The 13,025-nt window shown below is 63.6% G+C and carries 12 protein-coding genes; 5 read left to right on the forward strand and 7 right to left on the reverse strand.

Annotation, left to right across the window (positions count from 1 at the left end):
• Positions 1–97: 97 nt before the first annotated feature.
• Positions 98–616, forward strand: coding sequence for a DMT family transporter (locus tag IWW33_RS23075; RefSeq protein ID WP_119687101.1), 519 nt, complete (start codon positions 98–100; stop codon positions 614–616).
• Here the strand turns inward: IWW33_RS23075 and IWW33_RS23080 are convergent, their stop codons facing one another.
• Complete coding sequence (locus IWW33_RS23080) at positions 617–1,525, reverse strand: LysR family transcriptional regulator (protein WP_119687100.1); 909 nt, start codon at positions 1,523–1,525, stop codon at positions 617–619.
• 164 nt (positions 1,526–1,689) lie between these two features.
• Here IWW33_RS23080 and IWW33_RS23085 point away from each other — a divergent pair, with 164 nt between their 5' ends.
• The 3 genes from IWW33_RS23085 (at position 1,690) to IWW33_RS23095 (ending at position 4,933) form a co-directional block, all read left to right on the forward strand.
• Entirely contained in the window at positions 1,690–2,904 is a 1,215-nt protein-coding gene (locus IWW33_RS23085; protein ID WP_174141130.1) for a YeeE/YedE family protein, read from the forward strand.
• A 109-nt stretch (positions 2,905–3,013) separates the two neighbouring features.
• Positions 3,014–3,988 (forward strand): quinone oxidoreductase, encoded by a 975-nt coding sequence (locus IWW33_RS23090; protein ID WP_174141131.1) that lies wholly within the window; start codon positions 3,014–3,016, stop codon positions 3,986–3,988.
• 24 nt (positions 3,989–4,012) lie between these two features.
• Positions 4,013–4,933: a LysR family transcriptional regulator gene (locus IWW33_RS23095; RefSeq protein WP_174141132.1), complete on the forward strand. Its 921-nt coding sequence runs from the start codon at positions 4,013–4,015 to the stop codon at positions 4,931–4,933.
• 60 nt (positions 4,934–4,993) lie between these two features.
• On the opposite strand, the gene IWW33_RS23100 is transcribed toward IWW33_RS23095, so the two are convergent.
• Both IWW33_RS23100 and IWW33_RS23105 read right to left on the reverse strand, forming a co-directional pair.
• Positions 4,994–5,323, reverse strand: a complete 330-nt coding sequence (locus tag IWW33_RS23100) for a hypothetical protein (RefSeq protein ID WP_046786072.1) — start codon at positions 5,321–5,323, stop codon at positions 4,994–4,996.
• 75 nt (positions 5,324–5,398) lie between these two features.
• Positions 5,399–6,049 (reverse strand): DUF998 domain-containing protein, encoded by a 651-nt coding sequence (locus IWW33_RS23105; RefSeq protein ID WP_174141133.1) that lies wholly within the window; start codon positions 6,047–6,049, stop codon positions 5,399–5,401.
• Between the two features lie 223 nt (positions 6,050–6,272).
• Here IWW33_RS23105 and IWW33_RS23110 point away from each other — a divergent pair, with 223 nt between their 5' ends.
• Complete coding sequence (locus IWW33_RS23110; RefSeq protein ID WP_046786073.1) at positions 6,273–7,022, forward strand: FadR/GntR family transcriptional regulator; 750 nt, start codon at positions 6,273–6,275, stop codon at positions 7,020–7,022.
• A gap of 179 nt (positions 7,023–7,201) precedes the next feature.
• Here the strand turns inward: IWW33_RS23110 and IWW33_RS23115 are convergent, their stop codons facing one another.
• From IWW33_RS23115 to kdgD, 4 genes are all read right to left on the reverse strand, one after another.
• A complete protein-coding gene (locus IWW33_RS23115; protein ID WP_174141134.1) occupies positions 7,202–8,782 on the reverse strand; it encodes an aldehyde dehydrogenase (NADP(+)) in 1,581 nt (526 codons plus the stop codon).
• Between the two features lie 117 nt (positions 8,783–8,899).
• The gene (gene garD, locus IWW33_RS23120) at positions 8,900–10,453 is read right to left on the reverse strand and encodes a galactarate dehydratase (RefSeq protein ID WP_174141135.1); all 1,554 of its coding nucleotides are present in this window, start codon (positions 10,451–10,453) and stop codon (positions 8,900–8,902) included.
• Between the two features lie 77 nt (positions 10,454–10,530).
• Complete coding sequence (locus IWW33_RS23125; protein WP_174141136.1) at positions 10,531–11,892, reverse strand: MFS transporter; 1,362 nt, start codon at positions 11,890–11,892, stop codon at positions 10,531–10,533.
• Positions 11,893–11,994: 102 nt separating this feature from the next.
• Positions 11,995–12,906, reverse strand: coding sequence for a 5-dehydro-4-deoxyglucarate dehydratase (gene kdgD / locus IWW33_RS23130; protein ID WP_046786077.1), 912 nt, complete (start codon positions 12,904–12,906; stop codon positions 11,995–11,997).
• Positions 12,907–13,025: the final 119 nt, after the last annotated feature.

Below are 13,025 nucleotides of genomic sequence, written 5' to 3' on the forward strand. Positions count from 1 at the left end.
TCCATGTGGCGAATAATCCGAGTGCAGGATTTCGATTTCCATAACGCCCGTCGATTTTCAGATGATGTACCGACCCTGTCTTCAGATGAGTGCATCCATGCCTAACAAGGCCCTGCTTATTGCGTTTCTTCCCTTGGTTTTGGCGCTGCTCGCCGGAGTCGTGCTGCCCTACCAGGCCGCCAGCAATGCGGCCGTCGGTCGTGCGCTCGGGCACTGGCTTTGGGGCGCGTTCACATCATTGACGGTCAGTTCCATTGTGGTCATCGCAGCCTTGCTGGTTTTGCGGGTACCGCTGCCTGACCTGGGCAAAGCATTGCAAGGCCCATGGTGGCTGTGGATCGGCGGGGTGCTTGGCGCACTGTACGTCGCCGCTGCCGCCGCCTTGACCCCCAAGCTTGGCACTGCGGGCTTTCTGGTGCTGGTGGTGGCGGGGCAGATTCTGACGTCGGTGATTGTCGACCACTTCGGCCTGATGGGCGTTGCCAGCAAACCGGTGAGCCTGCCAAGGCTTGCGGGGGTGGGTCTGATACTCGTTGGGGTGTTCCTGGTGCAGAGCACCTGGGCCTCAAGCCCGGCGGCTGCAAAGACGGCCATCGTCAAACAGCCCGAAGGCTGATCAGCGACCGGGCTGGCAACAGGCCCAGACCGTCTCCCGCAGCCAGCGATGCCCTGGATCGCTGTCTTTTCTGGTGTGCCATGCCTGCTGATAGGCCAGGTTCGGAATTGGCAAGGGCGGAGCGAACTGGCGCAGGCCCTTGTGTGGCCGCATCGGGCCCACCGCGCGCTTGGCCACGGTAAGGATCAGGTCGGTGCCGCCGAGCACTTCGACGGCGGCGCTCCAGTGCGGCAGCGCCAGGGCAATGCGCCGGCGCAGGCCCCGTTCACCCAGCGCGCGCTCGATCTCGTCATGGGCGTCCGGGCGCATGGCCATGAGCACGTGCGGCCGTACCAGCCAGTCATCCAGTGCAAGGCCACCTTTGGCCGGCAGCACCTGGCGATCGGCGATGCTGACGAAGCTGTCCTCGAACAGTGTCTGCGCGGTAATGCCCTGCGGCAGCTCGGGGAAGATGCCCAAGGCGAGGTCGAGTTCGCCATCGAGCAACTGCGCCATCATCGCCTCGCGGCTGGCCTGGCTGATGGCAAGGTCTACGCCCGGTGCTGCCTGGCGCAGGTGACGGACCAGTGGCGGCAGGATGATCCGCGAGGCGTAATCGGACAACGACAGGCGGAACCTGCGCTGAGCCAGAGCGGGGTCGAAGCGTGGGGTGGCCAGCAGGCTGTTGAGGCTGCCCAGCGCGTCCTGCAAGGGTTTGATGAGGGACTGGGCGCGTGCGGTCAGGGCCATGTGACCGTTCTGGCGGATCAGCAGCGGGTCGTCGAAATGTGCGCGCAGTTGCGCCAAGGCATGGCTGACTGCCGGTTGGCTGCGGTGCAGGCGGATGGCAGCGCGGGTTACGTGTTTTTCGCTGAGCAGCGCATGCAGGGCCAGCAGCAGGTTGAGGTCGATCTTGCGCAGTTCATCCATGGTGCGAATGGCCAGGGTGGCTTTTGGGGCTTCGTATCAGCCTAACAGATGTGCGCACTGCCGAGCGCGCAGCCCCCTGCCACAGATGAAAGCCACCCAAAGCAGCATTGATCGAACCCCGGCGCTATAATCGCCCCCCGTTTTACAGTAATCCGAGCATTCCGATGGGTCTTTCCGCAACCGCAACACCCGAACCGCGCCGCCTGGGCGCCCCCTTGATTGCCTTGGCCCTGCTGCTGGCTGGTGCCTGGTTCCTAAACCTCAATTCCGGCTTCAAGCAGGTACTGCTGCTTATCGTCGGCGCCGCTCTGGGGCTGACGCTTTACCACGCAGCGTTCGGTTTTACCTCGGCCTGGCGCGTATTCATCAACGAACGACGGGGCGCCGGCCTGCGTGCGCAGATGGTCATGCTGACCCTGGCCGTGCTGCTGTTCTTCCCGGCGTTGTCGGCTGGTAGCCTGTTTGGCAACCCGGTGGCCGGGCTGGTGGCGCCAGCCGGGGTCTCTGTGGTGTTTGGCGCGTTCATCTTCGGTATCGGCATGCAACTGGGCGGCGGTTGTGCCTCGGGCACGCTGTTCACCGTAGGCGGGGGCAACGCCAGAATGCTGGTGACGCTGCTGTTCTTCATCATCGGCTCGGTCACTGCCACGCACCATGCCGACTGGTGGTTCGCCTTGCCATCGTTGCCGGCCACCTCGATCGTCCAGGCCTGGGGGGTAGCGCCGGCGCTGCTGGCCAGCGTGGCGGTGTTCGCGCTGATCGCCTTGGCCACGGTGGTACTGGAAAAGCGCCGCCATGGCGCCCTGGAAGCCCCCGTGAGCAGTGAACACCAGGGCCTGCGACGCTTCATGCGTGGCCCATGGCCGTTGCTGTGGGGCGCTATTGCCCTGGCCTTGCTGAACTACGCCACCCTGGCCCTGGCCGGGCGCCCGTGGGGCATTACCTCCGCATTTGCCCTGTGGGGCGCCAAGACCCTCTCCAGCCTGGGTGTGGACGTCGGCAGCTGGGTGTTCTGGCAGGCGCCGGCCAACGCCAAGGCGCTGGCAGCGCCGCTGTGGCAAGACGTGACCACCGTCATGGACCTTGGCATCGTGCTGGGTGCGCTGCTGGCGGCTGGCCTGGCGGGGCGTTTTGCCCCGAGCCTGAACATCCCGCTTCGCTCGCTGGTAGCCGCAGTGATCGGTGGCCTGCTGCTGGGCTACGGTTCGCGCCTGGCTTATGGCTGCAACATTGGCGCTTACTTCAGCGGCATCGCTTCGGGTAGCGTGCATGGCTGGCTGTGGCTGGTTGCGGCCTACACCGGGAACATCATTGGCGTGCGTCTGCGCCCATTGTTCTTTGCCGGTGAGCGCCGGCCAGCGGCACTGACGGGCTGCTGATAACATTTTGCTTCATCGGGTGCAGGAATCATCTGCACCCAACCTGATTGTTCGATTCCTGCCGACTAATTAGCCTGAGTCGGTCTTTCACTCCCTCAAGGAATCGAACATGGCGACCCGAATTGTGTTGAGCGCTACCGGCGCTACCGACGTCATGCGCCTGCAACCCCTGCAAATCCAACGACCAGGGCCTGGCGAGGTCTGGCTGGAGCAAACCGCCATAGGCGTCAATCCGCTGGATGTGCTGCAGCGCCAAGGCGGTGCGCCGCTGCTGCTGCCATCGGGGCTAGGCCTGGAAGGTGCCGGGCGCGTCGTCGCGATGGGTGAGGGTGTACACAATGTTCAGGTCGGCGACCGTGTCGGTTATGCCACAGGCCCTGTGGGCGGCTATGCGAGCGGCCGGTTGTATCCTGCCGAGCGTCTGGTGCATCTGCCGGACGAGGTAAGCGATGAAGCTGCCGCTGCCATCCTGTTCAAGGGTATCACCGCACAATACCTGCTCAAGACGACTTACCCGGTCGGGCCCGGCACCCAGATTCTGCTTTATGGCGCCGCCGGTGCGCTTGGCCAGTTGATGGTACCGTGGGCGCGGCACCTGGGCGCAACGGTGATTGGCGTGGTATCCCGAGCGCAAAGCATGGCGCGCGCGCAGGCAGCGGGTTGCCACCATGTGCTGGTATTCGATGCTGCGACGCTGGCTGGTCAGGTGCATGAACTCACCCGGGGCCAAGGCGTGGATGTGGTGTATGACAGTGTCGGCAAGGTCTCGCTGCAAGCGTCCCTGGACAGCCTGCGCCTGCGTGGGCTGCTGGTATCGTTCGGTGCGACCACGGGCACCCCGGCAGCGATCGAGGTTGGCACCCTCAACGCTAAAGGCTCGTTGTACGTGACCCGGCCATCGCTGGCCGCCCATACCCGCACAGTGGAGGAATACCAGCAGCGCGCAGGCGACGTGCTGTCGGCAGTCGCCGAAGGTATCATCCAGCCACGGGTATGGCGCCGCTACCCGTTGGCCGAAGCAGCCAGGGCCCACGAAGACCTGGAGCAGGGGCTGTCGGAAGGGGCGCTGATTCTCACCACCTGACTGACCCAGCCACAGAGCCTTGCCATGGACGCCTTTGACAGCCGCCGCGCCGATGAACTTGCCACCTTGCTGGCCCTGCACGAGCAGGGCTCTTTCTCGGCCGCCGGCCGGCAGTTGGCGCGCCACCCCACGGTATTGTCCAAACGCCTCAGCGCACTGGAACAGCGCCTTGGCATTCGCCTGGTGGAACGCACAACTCGGCAACTGCGCTTCACCGATGAGGGCGAACGCCTGGTGGTGCGAGTGCGCGAGGCCAGCCGGCTGATAACAGAGGCAGAGGAGGAGGCCACCGAGGGTGCGGCGTCGGTGCGCGGGCGCCTGCGCCTGGCCCTACCTGCGGCGATGGGACGGCGTTGGTTGAGCGGCATGCTGGCGGACTTTGTCCTGGCCCATCCGCAGGTGACCCTGGAAGCCGAGTATGCCGACCGCTTCGTCGACCTGGTTGGGGAAGGTTTTGATGCTGCGATACGCATCGGTGAACTGGCCGACAACCGCCTGGTGGCCACTAAGCTCTGTGATCACGTCCGCATCCTCTGCGCCTCACCGGACTACTTGTCGCGCCAGGGCGAACCGACAAAACCAGAAGATTTGTCAAAACACAATTGCTTGGGGTTCAGTGGCTTACGATCATTTCCTGAATGGCGGCTCACCCGTGGAAACCTTCAGGTGAGTGTGAAGATCAGTGGGTCATTGCGCGGCAACGACAACGAAGCCCTGTTAGAGGCGGCGCGTCGTGGCGTAGGCATACTCGCTGGCGGTGACTGGTTGATGGGCGAGGACCTGGCCGCCGGTCGCCTGGTGCGGGTACTTGCGCAATGGGAGTTGGATGCGGCGGCCGGGATCTATCTGGTGCGACCATCGGCACGCTTGAACACGGCCTCGTTGGGGGCGTTCAAGGCATGGGTCGCGGAGCAGTTCAAGGAGGGCCCGCCATGGCGGCGCTAGGGCTGACCTGCTCCAGATAAAGCATTAAATAAGCTATATAAATTACTGATATATATAGTTTTATCGCTTTGCAACTGCATGCTGTACGCACTGCTCGTAGTAGGTCTGCTTGATGGCTGCCGGCTTGAGCCGCGAGCGACTGTTGTACGTCTGTTCAGTGATGCCGAAGGCGGTCATGCGCATCCATGGTTTGGCGAACCGGCGTACTTGTAGTTTCTTGCGCGTGGCATACAAGGTCACACCGGAAAGCTTGGCCTGCTGGGCCTCGGCGGCTATCTGCGAACCCCAGCCACAAACATGGCGATCGTTCTGGCTCAGCGCTCTGGCCTGGGCGCCGAAGGCAGTCGTGGCCAGCAGGCAGCCGGCCACCGTTGCTAGAAATACTCGCATGTTGCTGTCCTAAGCATCTGAAGGAGAAGGGAGTTTGCCTTCGCTTCAAGTGCCCGGGGGCCAGCACGTTGCAGGTCACGTGGTGGCGATGCGCAGGCGATTTGCCAGCGTCGGCCGCAGGCAGTGCAGAGCAAGCCCGGCTACCCAAACCACCGAGACGGCATAGTTCAGGCGTTGGTAAAGGCCGAACAACTGACCGTTCTGCGCCGCCTGGGCCATCAGTGTGGCACTGGCTATCGCAGCCACCACACAAACTAGTGAAAATGCCCCCAAGGCGCGCGAGCCAGCCACGCCTTTGCCGGCCCATACCCAAAGCGCACTGGCCAGGGTCAACGAGAGAAACATCAGCAAGCCGGACACGTTGTGCAGTTGCTGGGACAGGGAGGGTTGCGCAGGCGCACAGCCTTGATCGCAGGGAAAAAAGCCGGTGCCCAGGCTGCCGAGCCCATGCAGCAGTACCAGTGCCGCGCTGGCAAGGGCGAGCTTCGAGCCCCGCCAGCGCCGGGCCAGACCCCAGGCGAACAGGGTAAACAGCACAGCGAGCGGGAAGTTGTTGAGCAGGGGTGACCAGCGTTGGGTTGGGGCGCCCACCGCGCCTAGCTGGCTCATGGCCTGCTGCAGATGATCGTAGCCCGGGTAGGCTTGGGCGGTGAACCAAACGCCAAGCAGCAGCCAGAGCGGGATGATCAGCCCGCAGCAGAGCAGGCAGCGGTCGAAGGTTTTCATCAGCGGTTTTCCTTCCATGGAGTGACCAATCGATGCGTATACAGTACCGAGATGGATGCCGTCTGTCCTGGCCTCTTCGCAGGCAGGTCCGCTGCCGCACTCCTTATTTCTGCCATCCCCCTATGCCGGGGACGTTGTGTTGATAAATACCGCGTCTGGTGTATGTGATCGTACAACTGCTTGCGCTATCATGACGGCTGTCTTTCAAGGTGAAAAACAGGGCATGACAGAGCAACAGGTACAGGCAAAGACCCGGCGCAAGCCGCGCAGTCTGGCCCAGGAACTGGTCACGGTGCTGACCGAGCGTATTCGCAGCGGCCAGCTCAAGCGCGGCGACAAGTTGCCGACCGAATCGCAGATCATGGCCGAGGAGGGCGTCAGCCGCACCGTAGTGCGTGAGGCCATCTCGAGGCTGCAGGCCGCCGGTCAGGTCGAGACCCGCCATGGCATCGGCACCTTTGTGCTGGACACGCCTGCCACGGGGGGCTTTCGCATCGACCCGGCCACCGTGGTCACGCTGCGTGAGGTGCTGGCGGTACTGGAGCTGCGCATCGCCCTGGAGATCGAGTCGGCAGGCCTTGCGGCGCAACGGCGCAGCGATGAAGAGCTGGCAGGCATGCGTGCGGCGCTGGACGAACTCAACGAGGGTGCCGCCCATGCCACGGATGCGGTGTCTGCGGACTTCCAGTTCCACCTGCGTATCGCCCAGGCCAGCGGCAACCACTACTTTGCCGACATCATCAACCACCTCGGTACCAGCATCATCCCGCGTACCCGGCTCAACTCGGCACGCCTGGCGCATGATGACCAGGCGCACTACATGGGCCGATTGATGCATGAGCACGAGGCGATCTACGAAGCCATCGCCCGAAGCGACAGCGAAGGGGCCAAGATGGCCATGCGCATGCACCTGAGCAACAGCCGTGAGCGGTTGCGCCAGGCGCATGCGGAGGCTGAGGCGCAAGGGGTTTGAATTCACCGGTGGCTGTGCTGGCCCTATCGCCGGCAAGCCGGCTCCCACAGATACCCCGCTGCTCTCAAGCTCAGCGCTAACCCAGTGGGCGTCGGCTTGCCGGCGACAGGGCCGGTAAATCCAATGCAAGACTCAAAAGAAAGCCCCGCAAATACGGGGCTTTCATCGCATCAGGGCGTTCAGATCGCCCCGTCACTCCACTGCCCATTCACCAACCGGCGCAGGCCCAGCGGGTTGTTGTCACGCAGTGCCTCAGGCAGTAGCGACTGCGGGTAGTTCTGGTAGCACACCGGGCGCAGGAAGCGGTCGATGGCCAGGGTGCCGACGGACGTACCACGGGCATCGGAGGTGGCCGGGTAAGGCCCGCCGTGGACCATGGCGTCGCACACTTCCACACCGGTCGGGTAGCCATTGATCAGGATGCGGCCAACCTTTTCTTCCAGCAGGGGTACCAGCCAGGCAAATGCTTCGAAGTCTTCAGGCTCACCGATCAGCGTAGCGGTCAGCTGGCCGCGCAGGCCGAGCAGGGCGGCGCGCAGCTGCGCGTTGTCCTGAGCCTCGACGGCAACGGTGGTCGGGCCGAACACTTCTTCCTGCAGCAGCGGGTCGGCGTCCACCAGCAAACGGGCATCAGCCTTGAACAGTTGTGCCCGCGCCTGGTTACCTTCCTGAGGCTGGCCTGCCAGGTGTTCGATGCCGGCGTGGGCCTGCAGGTGCTCCAGGCCGCCCACGTAGCTGCGCAGACCACCGGCGTTGAGCAGAGTCTGGCCGGCTTGCTGGTTCAGGTGCTGGCCGAGGTCGGCGAGCAACTGGCTGAACTGTGGCGATTGCAGGCCGATCACCAGGCCCGGGTTGGTACAGAACTGGCCAGCACCCAGGCACACGGAGCCGGCCAGTTCGCGGGCAATGGCGTCGCCACGCTTGGCCAGCGCGCCGGGCAGAATGATCACTGGGTTGATGCTGGACATCTCGGCGAATACCGGGATGGGTTGCGGGCGTTCGGCGGCCATGCGGCACAGTGCATCCCCGCCCTTGAGCGAGCCGGTGAAGCCGACCGCCTGGATGGCCGGATGCTTGACCAGCCACTCACCGACGCCACCACCAAACACCATGTTGAATACGCCCTTGGGCATACCGGTGCGTTCGGCAGCGCGGACGATGGCCGCACCGACCAGGTCGGCCGTGGCCATGTGGCCGCTGTGCGCCTTGAACACCACCGGGCAACCGGCGGCGAAGGCTGCAGCGGTATCACCGCCTGCGGTGGAGAAGGCCAGCGGGAAGTTGCTGGCGCCGAACACGGCGACCGGGCCCACGCCGATGCGCATCTGGCGCAGGTCGACGCGGGGCAACGGCTGGCGTTCGGGCAAGGCCAGGTCGATGCGTGCACCGAGGTAGTCGCCACGGCGCAGCACCTGGGCGAACAGGCGCATCTGACCGCTGGTGCGGCCTCGCTCACCTTGGATGCGCCCGGCGGGCAGGGCGGTTTCACGGCAGACCACGGCGACGAAGGCGTCGTCCAGCTCGTCCAGTTCCGCCGCAATGGCGTCGAGGAACTCGGCACGACGTGCCGGGGCCAGCTGGCGGAATTCGGCAAAGGCCGCTGCCGCCGCTTGAGCCGCCTGGTCCACCTCGGCCTCGGTGGCTTGGGCGAAGCTGTAGGGCAGGGCCTCGCCAGTGGTGGCGTCCAGGCTCTGCAGGCGTTGCTCGCCAGCGGCGCTGCGCTGGCCGGCGATGAAGTTGTGGCCAAGAATCTCAGGCATGGTGTGCTCCTGTGTGTGGAAGGGTTGATCAGTGGATGTCGCATGACCTGTGGAAGCTGGCAAGCCAGCTACTACAGGCGGGCGTGTGCCATTGAAATACCGGGCAAGGCCGAACCATCAGGTGATTGGCGCCGGATTGAACAGGGTGATGTCGTTGTGCAGCCGGTGTTGTTCTGCCCAGGTCTGCTTGCGGCCGCTGGCCACGTCCAGGTAGTAGTGGAACAACTCCCAGCCCAATTCCTCGATGCTTGAGCGGCCACTGGCAATGCGCCCGGCGTCGATGTCGATCAGGTCCGGCCAGCGTTGGGCCAGTTCGGTGCGGGTGCACACCTTGACGACCGGTGCCATGGCCAGGCCGTACGGGGTACCGCGGCCAGTGGTGAATACGTGCAAGTTCATCCCGGCCGCCAACTGCAGGGTGCCGCAGACAAAGTCGCTGGCGGGCGTTGCGCAGAAGATCAGGCCTTTGCGGTTTACCCGCTCGCCCGGCCCGAGCACGCCCTGGATGGCGCCACTGCCGGACTTGACGATCGAGCCCAGGGATTTTTCAACGATATTGGACAGGCCGCCTTTCTTGTTGCCTGGCGTGGTGTTGGCGCTGCGGTCGGCCGCACCTTGCTGCAGGTAGCGGTCGTACCAGTCCATTTCGCGCACCAGCGCATCCGCGACTGCCTGGTTTTCAGCGCGGGAGGTAAGCATGTAGATGGCGTCGCGCACCTCGGTCACTTCCGAGAACAGCACAGTAGCGCCGGCCCGCACCAGCAGGTCGGCGGCATAGCCCAGCGCCGGGTTGGCGGTGATGCCGGAGAATGCATCGCTGCCGCCACACTGCATGCCCAGGATCAGCTCACTGGCCGGTACGGTCTCGCGGCGGCGCTTGTCGAGCTTCTGCAAGCGCGTCTCGGCCAGGCCCATGATCTGCTCGATCATTTCAGTGAAACCAAGGCTGGCATCCTGCAGGCGATACAGCCAGGGCTCGCTGAGGTCTACCGAAGGGTCGTTGTCGTGCATCACCTGGCCGGCCTGCAGTTTCTCGCAGCCCAGGCTGATGACCAGCGCTTCGCCACCCAGGTTGGGGTTGCGTGCCAGGTTGCGCACGGTGCGGATCGGGATGTAGGCATCACGGGCGTTGATCGCCACGCCGCAGCCATAGCTGTGGGTGAGGGCGACCACGTCATCGACATTGGGGTATTTGGGCAGCAATTCGCTGCGGATGCGCTTGACTGCATGCTCCAGCACACCGGTCACACACTGAACGGTGGTGGTGATGCCCAGGATGTTGCGGGTACCGACGGTGCCGTCAGCATTGCGGTAGCCCTCGAAGGTGAAGCCATCCAGCGCAGGCAAGGGGGCAGGTACGGCATCGCAGCGGGGCAGGCTGTCCAGTTCTGGGGCAGACGGCATGGCCAGTTGGCTCTCCTGGACCCAGCTGCCTTGGCGCAGGTCTTCCAGGGCGTAACCGATGATCTGCCCATAGCGCCGCACTGGCTCGCCTTTGGCGATGAGGACGGTGGCCACTTTGTGGCTCTGCGGCACGGCTTCTACAAGGGTCAGGCCATCGGGGAAGCGCGCGCCTTCGCCCAGACCACCATCGTTGACCACTACCACGACGTTATCGTCGTCGTGCAAGCGGACGTAGCGGGGCGAGTCGGAATGTTCGATCAACTGCATGTTTGGGCCCTGTTTGTGATGTTCTCAGGCTTTGTACATCCGCCCGCACCGGCATTACCGGTCGCGGGCGTGCTCACTCAGTGACGTGCGCTGGCCAGTTCGCCCGGGGCGGCAGGCTCAGCGCCTGGCTTTGCATCCTCACGCAACTCGATACGCTTGATCGGCCCGACGATGACCAGGTAGCTGAACACCGCTACCAGGGCGTTGGCGCCCACGTACACCAGCGCCCACTTGAACGAGCCGGTTGCGCTGATGATGTAACCAATGACGATAGGAGTGGTGATCGAAGCAATGTTGCCGAAGGTGTTGAACAGGCCGCCGGACAGCCCTGCGATCTGCTTGGGCGAGGTATCGGCAACTACGGCCCAGCCCAGTGCGCCGATGCCCTTGCCGAAGAAGGCCAGGGTCATGAAGCCGACCACCATCCATTCCGCCTCGACATAGTTGCAGAAGACCATGGTGGTCGACAGCAGCAGACCACAGACGATCGGCAGCTTGCGCGAGAAGGTCAGCGAATTGCCGCGGCGCAGCAGCCAGTCAGACAGTACCCCACCGAGCACTCCGCCGATGAAGCCGCAGATTGCCGGCAGCGAGGCGATGATGCCCGCCTTGAGGATGGTCATGCCGCGCTCCTGCACCAGGTACACCGGGAACCAGGTCAGGAAGAAGTAGGTGATGGCGTTGATGCAGTACTGGCCCAGGTACACGCCCAGCAGCATACGGCTGGTCAGCAGTTGCTTGATGTACCCCCATTTCGGGCCGTCGTTGCCGCGCTTCTGGTCCATGTCCACCAGGCCGCCGTTCTGCTCGATGTGCTCGAGTTCTTGCGGGCTGATGCGCGGGTGTTGGCGCGGGTTGTAGATGGTCTTCAGCCACACCATGGAGAACACGATACCCAGTGCACCCATCACCACGAATACGTGTTCCCAGCCGAAGCTGAACACGATCCAACCCATGATCGGGGCGAACAGTGCGGTGGCGAAATACTGCGCGGAGTTGAAGATCGCCGATGCTGTGCCGCGTTCTGCCGTGGGGAACCAGGCCGCAACGATGCGGGCGTTACCCGGGAACGATGGTGCTTCGGCAAAACCAACCAGAAAACGCAGGGTGAACAAGGTGACGACCGCCCAAGCCACTGGCAGGCCGCCGACAAAACCCTGCAGCAGGGTGAACAGCGACCAGGTGAAAATGCTGAAGGCGTAGACATTCTTGGAGCCGAAGCGGTCCAGCAGCCAGCCACCAGGAATCTGGCCGGCAACGTAAGCCCATCCAAAGGCGGAGAAGATATAACCGAGGGTTACGGCGTCAATGCCGAGGTCCTTCTGCAGGCTGGAGCCTGCAATGGCGATGGTGGCGCGGTCGGCATAGTTGATCGTGGTCACCAGGAACAGCATGAACAGGATCAGGTAGCGCACATGCGTCTTTTTAGTCGCTTGCATGCTGGTAATACTCCCACTAGTTATTTTTGTGCGGGCTCACGAGTTGTAGCCGGAGTGGGGTGGCCCACTCCGGGTGCGGCGATGGCAGGCCGCGGGGGCCGCTTATTGCGGGCCCATCTTGTCCATCAGGGCTGCGAGCATTTCGTATTCTTCGCCAGTCAGGTCGGTCAGCGGCGTGCGCACCGGGCCTGCGTCGTAACCGGCGATCTTCGCGCCTGCCTTGACGATGCTCACGGCATAACCGGCCTTGCGGTTGCGGATGTCCAGGTACGGCAGGAAGAAGTCGTCAATCAGCTTGCCAACGGTGGCGTGATCGTCGCGGGCGATGGCGTGGTAGAAGTCCATCGCGGTCTTCGGAATGAAGTTGAACACCGCCGAGGAGTACACCGGCACACCCAGGGCTTTGTAAGCGGCAGCATACACCTCGGCGGTCGGCAGGCCACCCAGGTAGCTGAAACGGTCACCCAGGCGGCGACGGATCGACACCATCAGTTCGATGTCACCCAGGCCGTCCTTGTAGCCGATCAGGTTAGGGCAGCGTTCGGCAAGCTTTTCCAGCAGGTCGGCGTTCAGGCGGCAAACGTTGCGGTTGTATACCACCACCCCGATGTTGACCGATTTGCACACCGCTTCGACGTGGGCGGCGACACCGTCCTGGCTGGCTTCGGTCAGGTAGTGCGGCAGCAACAGCAGGCCCTTGGCACCCAAGCGCTCGGCTTCCTGTGCGTATTCGATGGCCTGGCGGGTGGAGCCACCGACGCCGGCGAGGATCGGTACAGACGTGGCGCAGGTGTCGACGGCGGTCTTGATTACCTGGCTGTACTCGCTGGCGGCCAGGGAGAAGAACTCACCGGTGCCACCGGCGGCGAACAGGGCGCTGGCACCGTACGGGGCAAGCCATTCCAGGCGCTTGATGTAGCCAGCCTGGTTGAAGTCGCCCTGGGCATTGAAGTCGGTGACCGGGAAAGACAGCAGGCCGTGGGAGAGGATGGATTTCAGTTCTTGTGGATTCATTGTTGTTGGCATCCTGTGGCGCTTGGGTGAAGTGTGTTGTTTTGCGTTGGAGGTAAGTTATCGTACAACTAGCGTGATGACTAGTCCATCCGTGGAAAATTTTTGGGGCACGTGGCCAA

The sequence above is a fragment of the Pseudomonas sp. M2 genome (assembly GCF_015751845.1).
GTDB classification, from domain to species: domain Bacteria; phylum Pseudomonadota; class Gammaproteobacteria; order Pseudomonadales; family Pseudomonadaceae; genus Aquipseudomonas; species Aquipseudomonas putida_E.